The sequence below is a fragment of the Ralstonia edaphi genome (assembly GCF_958350185.1).
Classification (GTDB): Bacteria; Pseudomonadota; Gammaproteobacteria; order Burkholderiales; family Burkholderiaceae; genus Ralstonia; species Ralstonia edaphi.
Genome location: NZ_CATWHI010000001.1, coordinates 527,452 through 549,762, shown reverse-complemented (window position 1 = coordinate 549,762; position 22,311 = coordinate 527,452). Strand labels below are relative to the sequence as shown.

At 66.4% G+C, this 22,311-nt stretch carries 20 protein-coding genes; 7 read left to right on the top strand and 13 right to left on the bottom strand.

Going from position 1 to position 22,311, the window contains the following annotated elements; translation table 11 throughout:
* The first annotated feature begins 91 nt into the window (after nt 1-91).
* On the top strand, nt 92-1,522 hold the full coding sequence (gene mdtD / locus R2669_RS02405; protein ID WP_316898337.1) for a multidrug transporter subunit MdtD: 1,431 nt from the start codon (nt 92-94) through the stop codon (nt 1,520-1,522).
* Nucleotides 1,523-1,547: 25 nt separating this feature from the next.
* Here the strand turns inward: mdtD and R2669_RS02400 are convergent, their stop codons facing one another.
* From R2669_RS02400 to R2669_RS02350, 11 genes are all read right to left on the bottom strand, one after another.
* Nucleotides 1,548-3,698, bottom strand: coding sequence for an ATP-dependent helicase (locus tag R2669_RS02400; RefSeq protein ID WP_316898334.1), 2,151 nt, complete (start codon nt 3,696-3,698; stop codon nt 1,548-1,550).
* Between the two features lie 100 nt (nt 3,699-3,798).
* Nucleotides 3,799-4,116, bottom strand: coding sequence for a hypothetical protein (locus R2669_RS02395; RefSeq protein ID WP_316898332.1), 318 nt, complete (start codon nt 4,114-4,116; stop codon nt 3,799-3,801).
* Between the two features lie 142 nt (nt 4,117-4,258).
* Nucleotides 4,259-4,591 (bottom strand): YnfA family protein, encoded by a 333-nt coding sequence (locus R2669_RS02390; RefSeq protein WP_232039858.1) that lies wholly within the window; start codon nt 4,589-4,591, stop codon nt 4,259-4,261.
* 80 nt (nt 4,592-4,671) lie between these two features.
* Entirely contained in the window at nt 4,672-5,619 is a 948-nt protein-coding gene (locus tag R2669_RS02385) for a carbohydrate kinase family protein (protein ID WP_316898330.1), read from the bottom strand.
* On the bottom strand, nt 5,568-7,115 hold the full coding sequence (xylB, locus tag R2669_RS02380) for a xylulokinase (protein WP_316898328.1): 1,548 nt from the start codon (nt 7,113-7,115) through the stop codon (nt 5,568-5,570). Before xylB ends, R2669_RS02385 begins: the two co-directional genes overlap by 52 nt.
* Before the next feature lie 68 nt (nt 7,116-7,183).
* Entirely contained in the window at nt 7,184-8,602 is a 1,419-nt protein-coding gene (dalD, locus tag R2669_RS02375) for a D-arabinitol 4-dehydrogenase (protein ID WP_316898327.1), read from the bottom strand.
* Between the two features lie 31 nt (nt 8,603-8,633).
* Complete coding sequence (locus R2669_RS02370; RefSeq protein ID WP_316898325.1) at nt 8,634-9,743, bottom strand: ABC transporter ATP-binding protein; 1,110 nt, start codon at nt 9,741-9,743, stop codon at nt 8,634-8,636.
* Nucleotides 9,744-9,777: 34 nt separating this feature from the next.
* A complete protein-coding gene (locus R2669_RS02365) occupies nt 9,778-10,494 on the bottom strand; it encodes an HAD family hydrolase (RefSeq protein ID WP_316898323.1) in 717 nt (238 codons plus the stop codon).
* Nucleotides 10,491-11,312 carry a carbohydrate ABC transporter permease gene (locus tag R2669_RS02360; RefSeq protein ID WP_147218326.1) on the bottom strand — a complete coding sequence of 274 codons (822 nt, stop codon included), beginning with the start codon at nt 11,310-11,312 and terminating at the stop codon, nt 10,491-10,493. The genes R2669_RS02365 and R2669_RS02360 overlap by 4 nt, the downstream gene beginning before the upstream one ends.
* Entirely contained in the window at nt 11,309-12,262 is a 954-nt protein-coding gene (locus tag R2669_RS02355) for a carbohydrate ABC transporter permease (RefSeq protein ID WP_410003894.1), read from the bottom strand. The genes R2669_RS02360 and R2669_RS02355 overlap by 4 nt, the downstream gene beginning before the upstream one ends.
* 28 nt (nt 12,263-12,290) lie before the next feature.
* Nucleotides 12,291-13,616: an ABC transporter substrate-binding protein gene (locus R2669_RS02350; RefSeq protein WP_410003895.1), complete on the bottom strand. Its 1,326-nt coding sequence runs from the start codon at nt 13,614-13,616 to the stop codon at nt 12,291-12,293.
* Nucleotides 13,617-13,832: 216 nt separating this feature from the next.
* Here R2669_RS02350 and R2669_RS02345 point away from each other — a divergent pair, with 216 nt between their 5' ends.
* Nucleotides 13,833-14,786 (top strand): sugar-binding transcriptional regulator, encoded by a 954-nt coding sequence (locus tag R2669_RS02345; protein ID WP_316898321.1) that lies wholly within the window; start codon nt 13,833-13,835, stop codon nt 14,784-14,786.
* 20 nt (nt 14,787-14,806) lie between these two features.
* On the top strand, nt 14,807-15,115 hold the full coding sequence (locus R2669_RS02340) for a DUF1272 domain-containing protein (RefSeq protein WP_316898319.1): 309 nt from the start codon (nt 14,807-14,809) through the stop codon (nt 15,113-15,115).
* A 52-nt stretch (nt 15,116-15,167) separates the two neighbouring features.
* Here the strand turns inward: R2669_RS02340 and R2669_RS02335 are convergent, their stop codons facing one another.
* Both R2669_RS02335 and R2669_RS02330 read right to left on the bottom strand, forming a co-directional pair.
* Entirely contained in the window at nt 15,168-16,190 is a 1,023-nt protein-coding gene (locus R2669_RS02335) for a TraB/GumN family protein (protein ID WP_316876538.1), read from the bottom strand.
* A gap of 88 nt (nt 16,191-16,278) precedes the next feature.
* Nucleotides 16,279-17,469, bottom strand: a complete 1,191-nt coding sequence (locus tag R2669_RS02330) for an ATP-binding protein (protein ID WP_316876537.1) — start codon at nt 17,467-17,469, stop codon at nt 16,279-16,281.
* A gap of 188 nt (nt 17,470-17,657) precedes the next feature.
* Between R2669_RS02330 and R2669_RS02325 the strand changes: the two genes are divergently transcribed.
* The 4 genes from R2669_RS02325 to R2669_RS02310 all read left to right on the top strand — a co-directional run bounded on the left by R2669_RS02325 (nt 17,658) and on the right by R2669_RS02310 (nt 22,217).
* Nucleotides 17,658-18,059 carry a DUF2946 domain-containing protein gene (locus R2669_RS02325; RefSeq protein ID WP_147218316.1) on the top strand — a complete coding sequence of 134 codons (402 nt, stop codon included), beginning with the start codon at nt 17,658-17,660 and terminating at the stop codon, nt 18,057-18,059.
* Between the two features lie 83 nt (nt 18,060-18,142).
* A complete protein-coding gene (locus R2669_RS02320) occupies nt 18,143-20,461 on the top strand; it encodes a TonB-dependent receptor (protein ID WP_147218314.1) in 2,319 nt (772 codons plus the stop codon).
* Nucleotides 20,461-21,714 carry a sialidase family protein gene (locus tag R2669_RS02315; RefSeq protein WP_316898317.1) on the top strand — a complete coding sequence of 418 codons (1,254 nt, stop codon included), beginning with the start codon at nt 20,461-20,463 and terminating at the stop codon, nt 21,712-21,714. The genes R2669_RS02320 and R2669_RS02315 overlap by 1 nt, the downstream gene beginning before the upstream one ends.
* Nucleotides 21,711-22,217, top strand: coding sequence for a redoxin domain-containing protein (locus R2669_RS02310; RefSeq protein ID WP_316898315.1), 507 nt, complete (start codon nt 21,711-21,713; stop codon nt 22,215-22,217). Before R2669_RS02315 ends, R2669_RS02310 begins: the two co-directional genes overlap by 4 nt.
* The last annotated feature ends 94 nt before the right edge of the window (nt 22,218-22,311 follow it).

The following is a 22,311-nucleotide window of genomic DNA, read 5'->3' as shown; positions in this document are numbered from 1 at the left end:
AGCCGGGTACAGCGTTTGCGGGCGCAGGCGAGGCACGCCACAATGACGGCTGCGTCGCACATCTGCCACTTCCGCCCCCGCCCCCCGTCCCATGCCCACCACGCCCTCAGCCTCCATCGACGCATCTCTGAAACCGCTGCTCTGGCTGGTGGCGATGGGCCTGTTCATGCAGACGCTCGATTCGACCATCGTCAACACCGCCTTGCCGGCCATGGCGCGCAGCCTGTCGGAGAGCCCGCTGAAGATGCAGTCGGTCATCATCGCCTACACGCTGACGACCGCCATGCTGATGCCCGCCTCCGGTTGGCTGGCCGATCGCTTCGGCACGCGAAAGATGTTCTTCGCCGCCATCTTCCTGTTCACGATTGGCTCCTTGCTGTGCGCGGAATCCCGCAGCCTGACCATGCTGATTGCCTCGCGCGTGGTGCAAGGTGTGGGCGGCGCGTTGCTGATGCCCGTCGGGCGGTTGACCGTGCTGCGCGTGGTGCCGCGCGAGCAGTTCCTGCCGGCCATGAGTTTCGTCACCATCCCGGGGCTGATCGGTCCGCTGATCGGCCCGACGCTGGGGGGCTGGCTGGTGGAGGCCGTGTCGTGGCACTGGATCTTCCTGATCAACATTCCGGTGGGCGTGATCGGTGCGCTGGTCACGCTCAAGGTGATGCCCGATGTGCATGCTGAAGACGACAGCCGCTTCGACTGGTCCGGCTATCTGATGCTGGCCTTCGGCATGGCGGCGGTGTCGTTCTCGCTCGACGGGCTGTCGGAGCTGGGCTTCCAGCACGCGACGGTGCTGGTGCTGCTGATCTTCGGCCTGGCCGCGCTCACGGCGTACTGGCTGCACGCGGGGCGCGTGGCCGGGCCGCTGTTTCCGCGCACGCTGTTCGGCATTCCCAGCTTTTCCATTGGTGTGCTCGGCAACCTGTTTGCACGGATCGGCAGCGGCGGGATGCCGTTCCTCATTCCGCTGCTGCTGCAGGTGAGCCTGGGGTACACGCCGCTGCAGGCCGGGCTGATGATGGTGCCGGTGGCCGCTGCCGGCATGGCCGCCAAGCCTTTGGGCACCTGGGCTATCAAGCGCTACGGATATCGCCGCATGCTGTCCGTCAACACGGTCATGGTCGGCCTGATGATGGCCAGCTTTGCCGTGATGACGCCCAACGTGCCGGTGTGGCTGCGCATCGTGCAATTGGCGATCTTCGGCACCTTCAACTCGATGCAGTTCACGGCCATGAACACGCTCACGCTGAAGGACCTGACCGGCCCGCTGGCCAGCGCGGGCAACAGCATGCTGTCGATGGTGATGATGCTGTCGATGAGCCTCGGTGTGGCCGCCGCCGGCGCACTGCTGACGGGCTTTACCGACTTCACCGCCGGGCCGGAGGGACGCGACACGCTGGCGGCGTTCCACAAGACGTTTGTCTGCGTGGGCGTCATGACCTGTGCGGCCGCATGGATCTTTGCCCAGCTCTCGCGCTTCGAGTCAACGCACGTCGTCAAGCGGCCCGAGATGGAAGTGCATTGAGCGTGCGCTCCGGCGATTCGGCTGACTACTTTTTCCAGTAGCCGCGCATCTTCTTGCTCAGGTCGACCTTGGCCGCGGCACGTGCTTCGGCTGCGGGGTCCGCGCCGGGCTCCGGTTCTGGCCATGCGCACGCTTCGAACAGCGGCAGCAGCGCAGGCGGAATGAAGCGCGTGCGCGACGCGTAGATGTGCCGGTCGCCGTTGGGGGTTTGCTGCGTGACGTAGAAACGCTGCGGCACCAGGATGTCCAGATGCTCGCGCGCACGCGTCATCGCCACGTAAAGCAGCCGGCGTTCTTCTTCCAGTTCTTCGTGCGAACCCGCGCCCAGATCGGCCGGCATGCAGCCGTCCACGGCGTTCAGCACATACACGGCCTTCCACTCCTGGCCTTTCGATGAATGGATCGTCGAGAGGATCAGGTAGTCCTCATCGCGGTACGGGTCGCCCGATTCATCGCTGGTCAGCTCGGGCGGGTCGAGCGTCATTTCGGTCAGGAACCGCTCGCGCGTGGCGTAGGTGGTGGCCATGCGAGCGAGCTGGTCCAGATCGCCCTGGCGCACGGCCGCGTCGTCGTGCAGGCGCTCCATGTGCGGTGAATACCAGGCGCCGACGGCTTCGAGTTCACCGGCCCATTCCAGGCTGTCTTTGGGCGTGCGCAGGGTTTGCATGAGCGCCATCAGCGCGGTCCAGTCGCCGGCCAGCCGTGCCGGCGGTTCGTAGGCGAGCAGCGCCGCAATCGGGTCCGCCGCTTCCGCCATGGCGTCGAGCACGCGTGCCGCCGTGGCCGGGCCAGCGCCCGGCAGCAACTGGATCACGCGAAACCCGGCAATGCGGTTGCGCGGGTTCTCGGCCCAGCGCAGCACCGACAGCACGTCCTTCACATGCGCGGCTTCCAGAAACTTGAGGCCGCCGTATTTCACGAACGGGATGTTGCGGCGCGTGAGTTCGATTTCCAGCGGCGCGCTGTGGCTCGCGGTGCGAAACAGCACCGCTTGCGATTTCAGCGTCAGGCCGCCTTCACGGTGATGCAGCACCCGCTCGGCCACGCAACGCGCCTGTTCGGCCTCGTCACGCACCGAAATCAACCGCGGGCGATGCGTCGATGCGCGGTCCGTCCACAACGTCTTGGCAAAGCGCTCCGTGGCAAAACGCATCACGCCATTCGAAGCATCCAGAATCGGTTGCGTCGAACGGTAATTGCGCTCCAGCAGCACCGTGTGCGCGGGCCGCGAAAAGTGGCGTGGGAAGTCGAGGATATTGCGCACCGTCGCCGCGCGAAATGCGTAGATCGACTGCGCGTCGTCGCCCACCACGGTGACGCCGCGGCCGTCCGGGCGCAGCGCACGCAGGATGGACGACTGCAGCCGATTCGTGTCTTGGTATTCGTCGACGAGGATGTGGTCGAAGCGCGCGCCGATCTCGGCCGCCAGTTCTGCGTCGGACACCATCGCGTGCCAGTAGAGCAGCAGATCGTCGTAGTCGAGCACGTGCTGCGCCTGCTTGGCTTCGACATACGCATCGAACAGCGTGCGCAATTGCGTCTCCCACATCGCGCACCACGGAAAGTGGTGCTTGAGCACGGCGTTCAGCGGGCTCTCGGCGTTGATGGCGCGCGAGTAGATCGCGATGCAGGTCTGCTTGAGCGGGAAGCGGCGTTCCTTGGTCGACAGGTTCAGTTCATGGCGCACGACGTTGAGCAGATCGGCCGAATCGCTGCGGTCGTGGATGGTGAAATCGGGCGCGAGGCCGACGCGCTCGGCATATTCGCGCAGCAGGCGCGCGCCGATGCCGTGGAAGGTGCCGGCCCAGGGCAGCGTGGTCTTGTATGACGTGCCCGCGGAATTGAGCGCGTTGTTCGATCGCTCGCCTTGCATGGCGCGCGCCAGCAGGTGGCCGGCACGGTTCGACAGCTCGCTCGCCGCGCGGCGGGAAAACGTCAACAGCAGGATGCGTTGCGGATCGGCGCCGTTGGCCACCAGGTGCGCCACGCGCCAGCCCAGGGTGTGCGTCTTGCCGGAGCCCGCACCGGCGAGCACGAGCAGCGGGCCGGTTTCCGCCGCGTCTGCCCCGGAAATACCGAACTCGACCGCCTGGCGCTGCTGGTCGTTCAGCCGGGCCAGGTAACCGGGCGTGGCCGGCACAGTGGCGGTGTCTGGGGTGGGGGAGGCGGCAAGCACGGCAGGGCGTCACAAAAAATAACTGTATGAATATACAGCACTGTGATGCCTGCCTGTGGAAAGTGGGGGTGGTGAACGGAACGCTGACGGCGGTGGCCGATCAGATCCCGTCCCGCAGCTTTTTCGCGAAGTCCTGCGGCGATGCCCGCCGGTTGACCGCATCCACCAGATCCGCCAGGAACCAGGGCAGCACAAGCTGCGTGCCCGGATCGCTCAGGCCGACACTGAGCCTCTCTGTAGCGGCGGGTTCGGCTGGCTTCGGCTGCTGGGCGGCCTGCGGAGGCTGGCTGTGGGCGAGCATCCCTTGCAGGTCCTGATCGGTGAAGGTGAACGTTGACGTGGTCAGGGCCGAGGCCGTCATCGCTGCGGACATCAGCATCGTGGCCACGACGAGGTGTTTGAGGGTATTGGCAGGCATCGCGGCCTCCGGGACAAAGCGGTTGGATGAGGGGCGACCGGCGTGCAACGCGGCGGCCGCAGCAATGATCCACCCTCCGATTCTGGCTGTGGCTTAGGGTTCCGTTTCGCTCAGGAAATCCTCAATGTGGCGCGCAATCCGATCAGTTGGCCTGCGGTTGCAGGGCAATCACCGCCATCCCCGTCAACGCAATGGCCGCGCCGCCGATATCCCAGCGGGTGAGCGTCACGCCGTCGACCAGACGCAGCCACACCAGTGCCACGGCGATATACACGCCGCCGTATGCGGCATAGGTGCGGCCGGCCGCGGTCGGATGCAATGTCAGCAACCACGCAAACAGCGCCAGTGAGGCGGCCGCCGGCAGCAACAGCCAGATCGGCTTGCCTTGCCGCAGCACGAGCCACGGCAGATAACAACCGACGATTTCCGCCACGGCGGTGACGGCGAACAGCACGGCAATACGAAGCAGTTCCAAAGCGGGCCCCGAAGCAATCAAGACGCAGACGGCGCCGATTGTGGCATGTGGGGCGGCGCTGCCGCGATGGTCGCCCGGTCTCAGGCGGGCGAGGCGGTGTGCGCCTCCAGCAGCGCATCGATTTCGGCTTGCGTGCCGGCATACGCGCCGGCGCGCGTGGCGGTGAGGGCGGCCGCCGCTGCGGCTTGGCGCAGATGCGCCTGCGGTGGCGCCTCGGGCGACTGCAGCTGGCTCGCCAGCCAAGCGCCCATCGCGGCATCGCCGCAGCCGACGGTGTCTGCCACCCGTACGGCAAAGGCCGGTTGGGCGATACGCGCATCGTCTTGCTCGCCGTGCGCCGCTGCCAGCCATTCCATGCCCTCCGCCCCGAGCGTGAGCAGGATGTCGGCCTGCGGCGCGAGGGTGCGCAGCGTGGTCAGCGGATCGGCATCCCCGGGAAACAGGTGGCGCAAATCTTCATCCGACACCTTGATGACCGATGCGATGGCGGCCATGCGCAGCAGCAGTGGCGCGTAGTGCGGTGCGTCCATCGCCGTGCGCCAGTTCGGGTCGAAGGTGATGCGGGTGCCTTGCGCGGCCAGCGTTTCGGCCAGCGCCACGAGGCGGCTGCCGAGCGGCTCGCGCGCCAGGCTGATGCAGCCGAAGTGGGCGATCTCCACGGCGGTTTGCCAGCCGGCTGGCAGGGCTTGCGCATCGAAATGCAGGTCGGCGCTGTCATCGCCGACGAAGAAGTAGTGCGGCGGCTGGGTCGACGTGACCATCGCCAGTAACGGCGAGCGATCCACGCGCTGCAGATAGCGCAGGTCGAGCCCGGCGGCCTGGGAATCGGCGAAGAGCGCATCGCCGAACACGTCGTTGCTGATGGCGCCCGCGTAGCCCGTGGGTACACCCAGACGCGCCGCCACGCGCGCCACGTTCCAGCACGCGCCGCCTGGCCGGGCGAGCCATTGGCCGTTGCCTTGGTGCAGGAAATCGGTCAGCGCTTCGCCAAAGACGACGAGGCGGGGCAAGGGCAGGGCGTCGGACATGCAGGCAAGGGGAGATCGGAAGTTTGGGCAGAAGGCGCGACTGGCAGCGGTGAAGCGCGCCGATACAGCGCACGGAATGTCGACAGCCGTTCGGCAAGGCGCGCGTGGCGTGCGGCATCGGGCCGATACGTGGCTTGCACGGGCGGCTTGGCGCAGACGGCCGCTTCGACGCCGCCGTCGGCCATCCAGCCCAGGCGCGCGGCACCGAGCGCGCCGCCGGCTTCGCTGCCGACATGGGTCGTCAGTTCGGTGTTGAGCGTGTCAGCCAGCAATTGCGCCCAGAACGGGCTGCGCGAGCCGCCGCCCACAAACGAGAGCGAGGCCACCTGCGTGCCGGCTGCGCGCAAGGCGTCCAGCCCATCCGCCATGCCAAAGGCGACGCCTTCGAGCACGGCGTAACCGAGCGCGGCGCGGTCGCTGGCATGCGTGAGGTTGTGAAAATGCCCTTGCGCAAACGCATCGTTGTGCGGCGTGCGCTCGCCGCTGAGGTAGGGCAGGAAGAACGGCGCTGACTGGCGTTCGGATTCAGCCAGCGCAGCGATCTCAGGCAGCAGCGTGGCTTCCGGCACGCTCGTCAGCCGGCAGAACCAACGCAGGCAGCTTGCGGCAGACAGCATCACGCTCATCTGGTGCCAGCGTCCCGGCAGCGCATGGCAGAACGCGTGCACGGCTTGGGCCGGGTTCGGGCGGAAGCGGTCATTGACGACAAAGATCACGCCCGACGTGCCGAGCGACAGAAAGCCATCGCCCGGCTGGGTCGCGCCGATGCCCACGGCGCTGGCCGCGCCATCGCCGCCGCCGCCGGCAACGACAACGCCACGCGGCAGGCCCCATGCGTCGGCCACCGCGGGCAGCAGCGTGCCGCTGGGCGCGCTGCCTTCCACCAGGCGCGGCATCTGGCTGCATGACAAGCCCGTCGCGGCGAGCAGTTCGTCAGACCACGTGCGTCGTGCCATGTCGAGCCACAGCGTGCCGCCCGCATCCGACGGGTCGGACGCGCGTTCACCCGTCAGGCGCAGGCGCAGGTAGTCCTTGGGCAGCAGCACGCAATCGATGGCGCTGAACACGTCGGGTTCATGGCGCGCGCTCCACAGCAGCTTCGGCGCGGTAAAACCGGGCATCGCCAGGTTGCCGGCAACGGCGTGCAAGTTAGGCACGCGGCGGGTGAGTTCGAGGCATTCGGCGGTGCTGCGGGTGTCGTTCCACAGCATGGCAGGGCGCAGCACGCGGTTGCGCGCGTCGAGCAGCACCGCGCCGTGCATCTGCCCCGACAGTCCGATGGCGCGTGTGGCGGCAAAGGCTTCCGGCGCCGTGTCGCGCAGCTTGCCTATGGCGGCAGTGGTGGCCTGCCACCAGTCTTCCGGCGTTTGCTCGGACCAGCCCGGATGCGGCCGCGATACGGTGAGCGGCTCGCCGGCTGTGCCGACGATGGTGCCCGCCGCGTCTAGCAACAGCACTTTGATTTCCGAGGTTCCGAGATCGATGCCGAGGTACATGAGGCCGCCGGGTCCGGTTGCTTGAACCGTGGATTGTCGCGCGAATCCGCCGTTGCGTTTGCTGATGATTAGCCGGCAGTGGCGGCTTGTTCGACTGCCAGCCACGCCCGCACACGCTCGATGGCGTTGCGGACAAGGCCCGTGAGCGCTTCCGTGCCCGCGAGGCTGCCCCACAGTGCAGTGTTCCGGCAGTACTCGGCAACCGGGTCGTCTGCCTCCAGCATGGCGCGCGCGGCAACCGGATCGAACTGGCCATCCTGGTAGGCATACGGCAGCGTGCCCGCTTGCCAGCGCTCCAGGAAGACGAAGAACAGCGCCGGGAGCATCGCCGTGGCAAGGGGCACATGCCCGCGCGCAAAGGACTCCGCCAGGGTGGGCGTAATGAACCCGGGAATTTTCGAAAAGCCGTCTGCCGCCACGCGCTGGTTGGTGTCACGGATGTGCGGATTGGCGAAACGGTCGAGCACGGTGTCGCGGTAGGCGGCCAGGTCGATGGGGCAGGGCTGGTTGGCCGTGAGACACGGGATGACATCGTCGGTCACATAGGCGCTCGCCATGCGGTGGATGGACGGCACGGCCACGCTTTCATCGATGGTGTGCAGCCCGAGGAGCGTGCCGGCCCACGCGATGCAGCTATGGCTGGCGTTGAGCACGCGGATCTTCGCTTCCTCGTACGGCAGCACCGAGGCGACGAAGTCCACGCCCACGCGTTCGAGCGCGGGCCGCCCGGCGCGGAAGTCGTCTTCTACCACCCATTGCGCAAAGGTTTCGGCCATCACGGGGCAGCGGTCTTGCGAGCCGGTTTGTGCGGCCACCCGTTGGCGCAAGGCGTCGGTGGGGCGCGGCGTGATGCGGTCGACCATCGTGTTGGGCGTGCTGGTGTGCGCGTCCAGCCATGCGATGAGGTCGCTGTCGCCGGGCTCGCCCCGCAGCGTGAGGAACTGGCGCAAGCCGCTTCGGAAGCGCTCGCCGTTGTGGCGCAGGTTGTCGCAATTGAGCAGCGTGAGCGGAGCGCCGCCGCGCTGCAAACGCAGGCGCAGCAGGCGCGCCAGTGCGCCGTAGAGCGTGCAGGCACTGCCGCGCAGGTCGGCGGCGATGTCCGGCTGCGTGGCGTCGAGCTGGTGCTGCTGGTCGAGGTAATAGCCGCCTTCCGTCACGGTGAACGAGATCACGCGCGTGTCGGGTGCCGCGCCGATCTCGCACAGTGCCGCAAGTTCGGCATCCCACGGCACGACCGCGTCGATGGACTCGATGCGCGTGTATTGGCGATGACCGGCGGTGTCGACCGTCTCCAGCGTGTAAGCGCCGTGCTGGGCAGCGAGGTCATGCAGCAGCGTGCCGGCATCGTCGCGGATATTGGCAAGCGCCAGGCGCCACGATGTGCCGCCGGTCTCGCGAAGGCGATGCAGATACCACGCCTGGTGCGCGCGATGGAACGAGCCGGCACCCAGGTGCAGCCAGGTGGAAGAAGCGTTGGGGGAAGGCATGGTCGGGGCGTGCAACGTTGCGGTGTGAAACTCAGGCGGCCTGTTGGGACTGTTGGGCTTGCAGGCGCGGCAGCGCGCGGCCTTCGGCGTCGAACAGATGGCAGTGCGCGGCGTCGGCAGACAACGTGATGGCGCTGCCGTGCGCGAGCCGCGTCGATTCCGGCACGCGCAGCACAAGGCCGTCGGGTGCGGCTTCGCAGTCGGCATGCAGATAGGCCACGTCGCCCAGGGATTCGATATGCGTGACGGTGCCCCGCAGGCTGCCGGCCGCGTCGAGATGCAGATGCTCCGGGCGGATGCCGAGCGTGACGGCGTCCCCCGCACGCAGCTCGCCCGGGGACACGGCCACCGGCTGTTGGCCGCCCCCGAGCGCCACGGAGACGCCCGACGCATCGGCACGATCGACGACGCCACGCAGGAAGTTCATCTTGGGCGAGCCGATGAAGCCGGCCACAAACTGGCTGGCCGGATGGTGATACAGCGTCTGCGGAGAGCCGACCTGTTCGATGCGTCCGTCACGCAGCACGACGATCTTGTCGGCCAGCGTCATGGCTTCCACCTGATCGTGCGTGACGTAGATCATGGTGGTCTTCAGTGCGTCGTGCAGGCGGGCAAACTCGAGGCGCATCTTCACGCGCAGCGCGGCATCGAGGTTGGAGAGCGGCTCGTCAAACAGGAAGACCTTGGGCTCGCGGGTGATGGCGCGACCGATAGCCACGCGCTGGCGTTGCCCGCCGGAGAGCTGGCGCGGCTTGCGATCGAGCAGGGCATCGATGTGCAGCACTTCGGCAGCGCGGCGTACGGCAGCGTCGATGGCTTCGCGCTTCATGCCGGAGAGCTTCAGCCCAAAGGCCATGTTGTCGTACACGCTCATGTGCGGGTATAGCGCGTACGACTGGAACACCATTGCAATGCCGCGCTTGGCGGGTACCACGTCGTTCACGCGCGTATCGCCGATCAACAGGTCGCCGCCATCGATGCCCTCCAGGCCCGCAATCGTGCGCAGCAATGTCGACTTGCCGCAGCCCGATGGGCCGACGAAGACGACGAATTCGCCATCGGCAATGTCGAGGTTGATGTCGTGCAGGACGGTGTTCTGCTCGTAACGCTTCTGCAGATTGCGCAGGGTCAGGCTGGCCATGGCGAGGTCTCCTTGGGCGTGTTCTGTGTGCGGATCAGGCGGGCGTGGCGAGCGTCGACGTCAGCGCGTCGGCCAGGGCCCGCGTGTCGGTAAAGACGTGGCGTGCGCCGGCAGCCAGCAGGCGCTGTGTGGCAACTGCCGGTACATGTGCGACGCCGGCAAAGCCGAATACGGTCAGGCCGGCGGCGCGGGCGGCGCGCACGCCGGTGTCGCTGTCTTCAATGACCAGGCATTGCGTGGGGCTGGCGCCCAGGCCCGCACAGGCGGCGAGGTACACATCCGGTGCCGGCTTGGGCCGCGCTGTTTCGTAGGCGCTATAGATGTGCGGGCCAAATACGTCGAGCAGGCCCGCTCTGCGCAGGCTTGCTTCAATGCGCGGACGGCTGCTGTTGCTGGCGACGGCCTTGGGCTGCGGCAGCGCGGCCAGCAGGTTGGCAATGCCGGGCACGGGCTGCGATTGCGTGGCGCAGTCGTGTTCGACATCGGCCTGCACGCCGGCCAGTTGCGTGTCGGACAGATGAAAGCCGATGCTGCTCTGCAGCTCGGTCAGCAGCGCCATCGTGTTCATGCCCAGGCGCGGCTCGAGCGCTTCTTCCAGCGCGGCGGACGATAGATGCGGCACGTGCGGACCGAGCGAGCGGATCAGCGCGCGCAGCGCCACCGATTCGCTGTCGATCAGCACGCCGTCGCAATCGCAGATCAGGTAGGCGGGCGGGCGCGCGTTGGCATATTCGTTGGCATGTGGCGTCATTTCACGGCCCCGAACGTCAGGCCGCGCACGAGTTGCCGTTGTGCCAGCCAGCCCAGCACGAGGATCGGCGCAATGGCCAGGACCGAGGCCGCAGACAGCTTCGCCCAGAACAGCCCCTCGGGGTTCGAGTACGACGCGATGAATACGGTGAGCGGCGCGGCATCGATGCTCGTCAGGTTCAGGCTCCAGAAGGCTTCGTTCCACGACAGGATCAGCAGGAGCAGCGCGGTAGAGGCGAGCCCCGGCAGCATCGTCGGCAGCAGCACGTAGACGAGTTCCTGCCAGAGGTTGGCGCCGTCCATGCGCGCGGCCTCCAGAATCTCGCGCGGCACGTCGTTGCAGTAGGTGAAGACCATCCACACGGCAATCGGCAGGTTGGCGAGCGTGTAGACGATGACGAGCGCGGTGATGGAATCCAGCAGCCCCGCCGTTTTTGCCAGCAGGTACACCGGCAGCAGCACGCCCACGGCCGGCATCATCTTCGTCGACAGCATCCACAGCAGCACCTGCTGCGTGCGCTTGTTCGGGAAGAACGCCATCGCATAGCCCGCCGGAATGGCAATCGCCAGGGCCAGCAACGTGGAGATGATCGATACCGCCAGCGAGTTGCCGAGGAAGCTCGGGTAGTGCGCGCGCTCCAGCACCTCGCGGAAGCTGTCGAGCGTCGGCGTGAACAGGAGCGTGGGCGTATAGGCGTCCTGCTCGGTCTTGAAGGCGGTCACCGCCGCCCAGGCGATGGGGAAGAACAGCGCCAGGGCAATCGCCCACGCCAGCACACCGGCCAGCCGCGTGCGCCAGGTTGAGGTCAGGGTGCTCATTGCTCGTGCACTCCCTTGAGGTTGCGGGCCAACATGCGGACGAGGAAGAACGCCACCACGTTTGCCAGCACCACGGCCACGATGCCGCCGGCCGACGCAATGCCGATGTCGAACTGCTGCAGGCCGAGGCTGTAGACGAAGTAGGCGAGGTTGGTCGTGGCCGTGCCGGGGCCGCCCGCGGTGGTGGTGTGGATTTCGGCAAAGATCGACAGCAGGAAGATGGTTTCGATCATCACTACCACCGCAATCGCGCGCTTCAGGTGCGGCAGCACGATGTGCCAGAAGATGCGCACGGGGCTCGCGCCGTCGAGCTGCGCGGCTTCCTTCTGCTCGGGGTCGAGCGATTGCAGCGCCGTCAGCAGGATCAGGAAGGCAAACGGCGTCCACTGCCACGCCACGATGATGATCACGGAAAGCATCGGATGCGTGGCCAGCCAGTCCACCGGCTCGGCGCCGAACAAGCGCGCCACCCAGGCGGCCAGCCCGTACACGGGGTGCAGCATCATGTTCTTCCAGATGAGCGCGGCCACCGTCGGCATGACAAAGAACGGGCTGATCACGAGAATGCGTGCCACACCGCGCCCCGCGAACGGCTGGTCGAACAGCACCGCCAGCAGCGTGCCGGCCACGACGCTGATCACCAGCACCGAGCCGATCAGCACGAGCGTGTTGCCGATGGCCGGCCAGAAGGCGGGGTCCTCGATCAGGAAGCGGTAGTTGTCGAGCCCCGCCAGGCCGGTCTGATCGGGGTTGAGCAGGTTGTAGCGGCTGACGGAGAAATACAGCGTCATCGCCAGCGGCACCGTCATCCACAACAGCAGCACCAGCACCGACGGCGACACCAGCAGCGTCGGCAGCCAGCGCCGCGCGCCGTTTTGTGGTTGTACGGGCTGGGCGGGTGACGGCGTGCCGCCCATGCCGTTCACCCGCGACTCCAATACATGTTCCATGACACCTCCGGGCGCAGCAGCGGCTGCATCACTTCAGATAGCCGCCTTGGCGCATCGCACGCTGTGCCTGCGATTGCGAGACACGCAGCGCGTCGTCCACGGTCGTCTTGCCCGTGAGCGCGCCGGCGATTGCCTGGCCGACCACCGTGCCCAGCGACTGGAACTCCGGAATCGTCACGAACTGCACGCCGGTGTAGGGCACTTTCTGTGCGGACGGATCGTTCGGGTTGGCCGTTTCGATGGCGTGGCGCACGAAGCCCGAGAACGGCGCGGCTTTCTGGTAGGCCGGGTCGTCATACGTCGATGCGCGCGTGCCCGGCGGCACCTCGCCCCAGCCCTGCGCCTTGGCCACGGCGCGGATGTAGTCCTTCGATGTCGCCCAGGCCGCGAACGTCTTGGCAGCCTCCGGCGATTTCGACGACTTCGGCACCGCGAGCGCCCAGATCCACAGCCAGTGCGAGCCCTTCGGTGTGCTCGCGACGGGCGCATTCGCAAAGCCCACCTTGTCGGCCACCTTGGAATCCTTCGCGCTGCTGACCATGCCGGCCGCGACGGTGGCGTCGATCCACATGCCGCACTTGCCGCCCGAAAACAGCACGAGGTTTTCGTTGAAGCCGTTGCTGCTTGCACCGGGCGGGCCGTATTTCTTCAGCAGGTCGACATATGTGTTGACCGCCTGTTTCCACTGCGGCGTATCGATGGTCGGCTGCCATTTCTCGTCGAACCAGCGGCCGCCGAACGTGTTGACCATCGTCGACACTAGCGCCATGTTTTCGCCCCAGCCCGCACGGCCGCGCAAGCAGATGCCGTACACCCCTTTGGCCGGGTCGTGGAGCTTGGCGGCGAACTTGGCGATGTCGTCATACGTCGGTTGCTCGGGCATCTTCAGGCCCGCTGCGCTGAACAGATCGCGCCGGTAGTACGTCATCGAGCTTTCGGCATAGAAGGGCACGGCGAAGAGCTTGCCGCCCTGCGACAGACCATCGCGCACCGTCGGCAACAGATCGGCCATGTCGTAGCTGGCGGGCATGTCCAGCGGCGTGAGCCAGCCCTTCTTGGCCCACAGCGGCGCTTCGTAGCCGCCGATCGTCATCAGGTCGAACTGGCCGCTGCCGGTGGCGATGTCGGTGGTCACGCGCTGACGCAGCACGCCTTCTTCCAGCGTGACCCAGCGCAGTTTGATATCGGGATGCGCCTGCTCGAACTGGCTCGACAGTTTCTGCAGCACGATCATGTCTGGGTTGTTGATCGTGGCGATGGTGAGCGTGGTGGGCGCGGCGTGCGCGGAAATGGCGGTGAAGGCCGGGAGGGCAGCGAAGGCGGTCAGCTTGAGTAGCCGGGATGGGCGGGCCATCCCGCGCAGAAGCGTGCGGAACATGCAGTCGTCTCCTTTCTTGGAATGTGGCGATGCGGGCGCACCGCCGGGACTTGCTTCGGGGCTTGAGCAATTGTCCGTGTTGTGAGCAAATAATCGGATGCGATGTTGCGCTTGTCAAGCAAATGCTCGTTGAAAGGGCAAAAGCACGCTACGATGCATCCCATATCGCCGAGGTACTAGAGGAGGCGCTGCGTGTCCAAGCAGCAAGAGAAACGAGACCAGGCCGCCCGCGCGGCGTGGCTCTATTACGTGGGCAACCACACGCAACAGGACATCGCCGAGCAGTTGGGCGTGTCGCGCCAGATCGCCCAGCGGCTGGTCGCCTATGCGGTGGAGCATGGGCTGGTGAAGGTGCGCGTGACGCACCCGGTGTCGGCGTGTCTGGAGCTGGCCGAGAGCCTGCGCAGCCGTTTCCGGCTGGAGACCTGCCACGTGGTGCCCGCCAATGCCGACAATGCGGACGCCGCCCAACGCATGATCGCCGTGGCCGCCGCGGAAGTCATGGAGCGCCACCTGCTGGCCGACGCGCCGCGCGTGGTGAACGTCGGCTCCGGCCGCACGCTGCGCGCCGCGATCGACCAACTGCCCGACCTTGACCGGCCGCAACACCGCATCGTCTCGATGGTCGGGGCGATTGCGGCGGATGGGTCCTCCAACCGCTACGACGTTGCGCTCGCCGCGGCGGAGAAAACCCGCAGCCGCTACTACCTGCTGCCCGCGCCGCTCGTTGCCGACAGCGCCGAAGACACGCGGCAGTGGTGTCACCACCGGCTCTACGGCGTGGTGGCCGATCTGGCGGCGCAGGCGGATGTCACCTTCATCGGTGTCGGCACGATCGAGCCGGGGTGCCCATTGCAGGTCGACGGCTTCATCAGCGAGAAGGATGTTGACGATCTGCTCGCCCATGGCGCGGCGGGGGAGCTGATCGGCCGGCCGATCGACGCCCAGGGCTGCTTGCTGGAGGTGCCCTTGCAGACCCGCATCACCAGTTTGCCGCTCAAGCCGATGCCGTCTCGCCCCGTCATCGCCGTTGCCGGCAGCGTGGCGAAAGCGGGCGCGATCGGGGCGGCCTTGCGGGGCGGCTGGCTGACCGGTCTTGTGACCGACGAAGCCTGCGCGCAGCGCATCCTGGCTGCCATTAACTGATTCACCACACCGAAGACACGATGCTCGAACTCCGCCGGACCTGCGAACACTGCAACACCGCACTGCCGCCCGACGCGAAGCACGCGCGCATCTGCTCATTCGAATGCACGTTCTGCGCGACGTGCGCGGACGGCGTGTTCGGCAATGTCTGCCCGAACTGCGGCGGCGGCTTTACGGCGCGGCCGATCCGCCCGTCGAAGGATTGGAAGAACGGCAACTTCCTGGGCAAGTATCCGGCCAGTACGACGGTCAAGCATCGCCGGGCTGACTTGGCCGCGCATGCCGAACTGGCGGCGGCCGTTGGATCGACGCCGCCGGCAAAGCGCTGACGGAATAGGGCTGACCGAATAGCGCTGACCGAATAGCGAAAACGCGCGCGGCCTAACGCGGCTCGGGTGCCGGCAACACCGGCGTGACCTTGTACCCGCGTGCTGCCAGCAGCGCGGGAATCCCTTTGGGTCCGATCATGTGCAGCGCCCCCACGGCGCCAAACACGCGCTGGCCGCTGTTGTGCACGCGCGCGATGTTTTCGGCCATGGCGCGGTTGCGGTTCGTCACCAGGCGCCGGAAGGCGCGTTTGTCCGACGCCGTCTTCAGGCAATCGCACCACTGCGGGTAGTGCTCGAGCGTACTGATGTCGCTGTCGGCCCATGCATTGGCGAGCGTGAGCGTCTGCGTGCGCGCCTCGCCGGATTCAATCGCGTCGAGCACGGTATCGAATTGCTGCGCAACCTCGTTCTTCGGCACGATCTCGTTGAGCACGCGCACCTGCTGCGCCAGCGTTTCGAGCGGCACGATCGGCAGGTGCACGCTCTTGGCGTAGGTGGTGAGAAACAGGTCGATGCCGAAATCCGGATAGAGCCCGTCCGTGCGCACCCCCAGCACCGCTAGCGAGGCCAGCTGCATGGTCGGCTGGAACTTGCGGATCTGTGTGAGCGCCGTGTCGGGCAGGCACGCCGCCGAGAGCAGCTTGTTGAAGCGTTCGCCGCGACGGCCGGTCAGGAGTCGGCCGTCTTCGGCGCTGTTGTGCGCGGTCAGCGGTTTGCGGTCGGTGTCCTTGTCGAGCAGGTCGAGTTCGAGCGCGATGCTGTCGACCTGCTGAAGCGCGCTGCGCACGGTGGGGCCGGGCAGCATCCAGTCGGCCCGCGCCACGTGGATCGTGCCGTAGAGCCACGAGGTGTGACCGTTCTTTTCGATGCGCCAGAGCAGGCCGTGGTCGGTCGCGCGTTGTGCGGCGGCGGCCCAGCCGTCCTTCGGGATGAAGCTGGAGGCGGGCGGCGGACAGTTCGGTGCCGCGGCCTGTGCCTGTGCGGGCGTTGCGTCTTGCGCGACAGCGGCGCCCGTACCCGTCAGCAGAAAAAACGCGGCCGCGAGCGCGCGCCACGTGGTGTGATTGCGTGCCATTTGGCTGCTCCCCGAATATTGTTGTGTCGTCTGTCCAGTGTAGCGGGCACAAGCCATTGCGTGCCGCGGGATGATCGCCCCAGACGCGCTATTTGCTCAGCTTCGGGGGCACGGCATGCGCGCCACGCGTCTCGCGAAACCACAGCGCCAGGCTTTCGTCTTCCAGCGCGTAGGCGCCGCGGGATTCCTTCCAGATCAGGTTCTTGTCGCGCAGCGCGTCCAGCGCGGCCTGCACAGTGGCGGTGGAAAACTCACTGTGACCGAGCTTGGCCGCATACGCCTTCATCGAGTCTTCCGAAAACGGCGAATAGCCTTGCCCGCGCTCGATCAGCACCGCCAGCACGGCGCGCTGGATTTCCGTCAGCGCGCTGTAATCGCTTTCGATCTCGCCCCAGATGCGGTCCCGAAAACCCTGCGCGCCCCGCTTGAGCAGCTCTCCCAGGCTGGCGGCTTCGCCCAGCTCCAGGGCGATCTCGCTGACGATGCCCTTGAGCATCTCCGGCCGGTGCCCGACCAGCTGGAAGGCGGCAAACATGTCGTCTTCCTTGAACTGGTTGTTCGGCGCCAGGTGCTGGTTGACCCAGGCCGTATACGCCGACACATACGGCCGCCCCAGCAGCGGGAAGTTGGTCACGCGCGAGCCGAAAAACGGCTGCGTGCGATTGAGCAGCAGGTTGGCGAGCTTGTCGCGGTTCGACCCCGTAAAGACGAGAAAGAGGCGCGGTTCTTCCACCCCCTGGTTCATCTGGTCGCGCGCGGCCTTGAGCGCGAACATGGCGTTGGTGCCGGCCTCGGTGGACAGCGCGTGCTGCGCCTCGTCGATGATCAGCACGACGGGCCGCTGCACCGCCTTGTAAAGCACATCCAGCGCGTCGGCCAGGGTGATGCCCGGCGGCAGCCCGATCTTGCCGAGGTTGAAGGTGAAGGTGCGCAGCACGTCGACCTTCTCCATGCCGGCCTGCTTGGCGAGCTTCGCGATCGGCCCGTCGAACTGGGCCAGCTTCGATTTGATGGCGTCGGCGATGAGCAGGCCGGGGTCGCGGGCGCGGTCGGCCCATAAATCGACGTAGATGGCGATCCACTTGCGGCGTTCGACCTCCGGCACCAGGTCTTCGCGCAGGAACGTGCTTTTGCCCGTGCGCCGGGGCGCCGCGAGGAAGAGCCCGGAGCGCGCGTCGGCCAGCCCCTTGCCTTCCAGGCTGTCGCACAGCGTGTTGGCAAGGTCCTGGCGGTGGAAGTTGAAGCGGCTGGTATCGCCGGAGTCGAGTCGGGAATCCATGGAAAGCCCTGTTTTAGACCTGATTATGGAAATCGGTATAAATTATAGTTGATCCAATAATTAAGGCTAATTCCGATCGAATTGCCAGTCGTTCTTCGGCGATCCCGCCCTTGCGCGGCACTGTGCCGCAGGCAATTCGGGGAACTGTGTGCAGCGCTATACTCCACACATTCTGACGTTGTCCATCCATGCTCCATCGCCGTTGGCTCTTCCTCGTCTGGCTTGCGATCGTACTGAACGTACTGTCGCCGGTGCTCGCTTCCGCTCGTGCGGCGGCCACGGGCACGCTGGCCGTCGAGCTGTGCAGCGCAACGGCACCGCATGGCAGCACTGTCCAGGTCGCCATCGATGTGCCTGGCGATGGCTCTGCCGACGATTCGGCCGCCCACCACAGCGTGGCGCACTGTCTGTATTGCCCGGGGTTTGCCGCCGGGTTGGCGCTCGCCTCGTTGCCGGCGCTGGATGTTCCTTCCGCCCATTTTGTCTATCGCGTGCGGCAGCCGGCCACCCCGGCGCCCGTGTACGCGCGCAGTGCGCTGCGCGTGGCCGAGTCGCGCGCGCCTCCTGTGTCTCCGTCGTTGTCGATCTGACGCGCCCGCGGACGTAATGCCGTGGCGCCTTTGCGTTCGGCCCTCGTTGGGGCCAGCGCCATCGCAATCCGGAGACCTTTCCGATGTCATTCCACAAGCGCGCCGGGGCCGCCGCCCCTAAGCGCACGCTGGTGTGCCGTGCAGCGCTCGCGCTGAGCGCGGCGGCACCGCTGTCCGCTTTTGCCGCCGAGGACGCGGCATCTGCGCCCGTGCCCGTCATGCAGGAACTTGCGCCCACCGTGGTACGGGCCAACGCCAACCCTGCGCCATTCGCGCGCAATACGCCAGCCGTCGTGCAAAGCGTCACAGCCGATCAACTGGCCGACCGCAACGTCGTCACCACCGAAGACGCCGTCAAATACCAGCCCAACGTGATGGTGCGCCGCCGCTTCATTGGCGACCGCAACTCCATCTTTGCCGGCCGCGACTTCAACGAGATTCAAAGTGCACGCGGCCTGCTGTATGCCGACGGCATCCTGCTTTCGAACCTGCTGGGCTCCAGCTACAGCTTCCCGCCGCGCTGGTCGATGGTCGGGCCGGATGACCTGGCGCGCGTCGATATTTTGTATGGGCCGTTCTCGGCGCTGCTGCCCGGCAACTCGATGGGCACGACCATCGCGATGACATTGCGCCGCCCCGAAAAATTCGAGGCCGCCGCGCAGACGCAGGTGATGAGCCAGCATTACAACGATGCTTACGGCTTTTCGCGCAACGTCACCGGAAACCACGAAAGCGCATCGCTGGGCGACCGCATCGGCAAGTTCTGGTATGCGCTGTCGGTCGACCGGCTGGAGAACGACAGCCAGCCGATGCAATACGCCACGCCCAACTCGAGGTTCACCGCGGGCGGCACGCCGGTGCCGGTCACGGGTGCGCGGCAGGATCTTGGTCCCAACGGCCAGCCCCGCGTGATTCTCGGGCCGCAGATGCTCGAGCGCACGCAGCAGCTGCAGGAGACGTTGCGACTCGGCTACGTGTTCAGCGACAGCCTGGAAGCATCGCTCACGCTGGGCCATTGGGAAAACCATTTCAACGACCAGGCGCTCAGCTTCCTGCGCGATGCGGCCGGCAACACCGTCACGGGCGGCAATGTGCTGATCAACGGCACGCCGTACACGATCGCCCCGAACACCTTCGCCCCGCAAAACGGCGACCAGGAAAACTGGCTCTACGGCCTGGGTGTGAAGGGCAAGATCGGTGGCTGGAAGATCGACACCAACGCGTCGGCCTACAACGTTTCGCGCGACATCCTTCGCGCGTCGAACACGGCGGCCGGCAATGGGCCCGGCACGGTGTTCTACGGCGACGGCACCGGCTGGTCCAACTTCGACATCAAGGCGACGTCGCCCACGGTGTCCGGCCATACCTTCACGACCGGTTACCACTACGACCAATACCACCTGCGCAACCAGACCTTCAACGCGACGAACTGGTCGACGGAAACGCTCTCCACGCTCAAATCCAGCTACCAGGGCGACACGCAAACGCAGGCCGTCTTCCTGCAGGATGCCTGGGCGTTTGCGCCGCGCTGGCTCGCCACGCTGGGCCTGCGCTACGAAAGCTGGCGCGCCTACAACGGCCAGCTGGGCAACGGCACGAGTACGTTGGGCTACGCCAGCCGCACCGAAGACGCGTTTTCGCCCAAGGCGGCCATTCAGTGGCAGGCCACGCAAGACACGCTGCTGCGCCTGTCGTACGGCCGCGCCGTGCGCTTTCCGACGGTGGCGGAGCTGTTCCAGGGCACGATCAGCGGCAACACGATCGTCAACAACGATCCGAATCTCAAGCCTGAACGCGCCAATGATTTCGACTTCACCGTCGAGCAGGCCGTGCCGTACGGCGTGCTGCGTACCAGCCTGTTCCAGAGCGACGTGCGCGACAGCATCTACACGCAGACCAACATCACCGTCACGCCCAACGTGACGAACGTGCAGAACGTCGGTCGCGTGCGCACGCGCGGCATTGAACTGGCGTACTCCGGGCAGGACGTCTTGCAGGGCGCAGGCCTGCGTGGCGTGGACGTCGAGGCCAACGTCGCCTTCACGCAGTCGAAGACGCTGGCCGATGCCGCCAACCCGACCTACGTCGACAAGACCTGGCCGCGCATGCCGCGCGTGCGCGCCAATCTCTTTGCGAGTTGGCATGCCACGCCGGACTGGACGGTCGGCGCGGGCATGCGTTACTCCGGCCGCCAATACGGCACGCTCGACAACACCGATGTGCTGCCGAACGTCTACGGCGGCACCAGCAGCTTCTTCACCGTGGACCTCAAGGCCAGCTACCGTATCGACAAGCACATCACGCTGGCGCTGGGCGTCGATAACCTGACCGACCGGCGGTATTTCGTGTACCACCCGTATCCGTCGCGCACCTTCTATGGACAACTGAAATGGCGTCTGTAATGCAGTCGATTCCTCGATTCCTTGCCGGTGCGCTGCTGGCCTTGGCGGCCACGGTGGCGCCAGCGCATGAAGGCCACGACCACGGCGCCATGGCAGCCAAGCCGGCCGCCAAACCGCAGCTCGCCACGACGGCCGCGTTCGACAAGGCAGGGCGCCTGTGGGTGACGTGGGCGGAAGGGCAGCACGTGGTGGTCGCGTCGTCCGACGATCTGGGCAAGACGCTGTCCGTGCCGCAGCGCGTGAACCCGCAACCGGAACCGATCTATACCGACGGCGAGAACCGCCCGAAAGTCATCGCCAGCCCGGACGGTGCGCTGTATGTGAGCTGGTCGCGCCCGCTCGATGCGCCGTATACGGGTTTCGTGCGTTTCTCGCGCTCGCTCGACGGCGGCAAGACGTGGAGCGCGCCGGTCACTGTCCACCACGATCGCCAGCCGATCACGCACCGCTTCGATTCGATTGCGGTCGACAGCGCCGGCCGCATCTTCGTCACATGGATCGACAAGCGCGACCTCCTGCGCGCGCAGGCAGCCAAACAGCCGTACGACGGCGCGGCGGTGTACTACACCGTTTCGACCGACCGCGGCGCCACCTTTGCGCCCGAGCGCAAGATCATCGACCAGACCTGCGAATGCTGCCGCATTGCGCTCGCGCCCGATGCCGACGGCCACATGCTCGCCCTGTGGCGCAACGTGTTTGCCGGGCAGATTCGCGACCACGCATTGGCAACATTACCGATCGATAACACGCCGCTTGCCGTCACGCGCGCGACGTTCTCGGACTGGCGCGTGGATGCGTGTCCGCACCATGGCCCCGCGTTGGCCGTCACGGCCGATGGCGTGCGGCACATGGCGTGGTTCTCTGTGCAGCAGGACAAGCCGGGCCTGTTTTACAGCCGGCTCTCGGCCGACGGCAAACCGATCGGCGGCGCTTGGGGTTTTGCCGGTTCGCCACAAGCCGGCGCGCAGGCATCGCACCCCGCGCTACTCGCTGCGGACGGCGCGCTGTGGCTGGTCTGGAAACAATTTGCCGACGACCGCATGCAGATCCTGCTGCGCAAATCCACGGACGGCGGCGCACACTGGACAGCGCCCGCCAGCGTGACAAGCACCAATGGCGGCAGCGACCACCCGCAACTGCTCGCACGCGATGGCTATGTCTATCTGTCGTGGCGCACGCAGGCCGAGGGCTACCGGTTGATTGATATCGGCAATGTCAGTCCGTCCAATCCATCATTGGAGGCATCGAAATGAAGGGACGATGGAAATCGTTTGCGATTGGCGCGGCGTTATCTGCTGCCGCCTTCACCGCGCAGGCCGCAGGCGCGCTGCAGTTTCGGCCGCTGCTCGCGCACGATGTGCCAGCACTGCTGCAGACGCCACATGCGCGGCCGCTCATCGTCGAAATCTGGTCGTTGGAATGCAGTTACTGCCGCGAGAACATCGCCCGTATCGCGCAATGGCGGCGCACGGCCAAGAAGAACGTCGATGTGGTGATGGTGTCGATGGACGGCCCCGACCAGGCCGAGATGCTGAACCGCGCGCTGGCGCCGCTGGCCAGCGACAGGAAGATCGACATTGCCCGCGTGCCGCAATACGCCAATGCCGAAGACATGCCGGAACGCCTGCGCGCCGCGCTCGACCCCGGCTGGCAGGGCGAGATGCCGCGTACGATCATCCTGCGCCCGGACGGTAAGCGCCACGCATCGAGCGGCTTGCTGACGCCTCAACTATTGGAAGCAGCGCTCAGGGATTAATCAGAAAACGACACGGACCCCCCTCGTTGTTGGGGTATGGCGGGGAGCGCGCACTTTTTATAATGGCCTCGCTTTGTGAATTCCGGCGCATTGC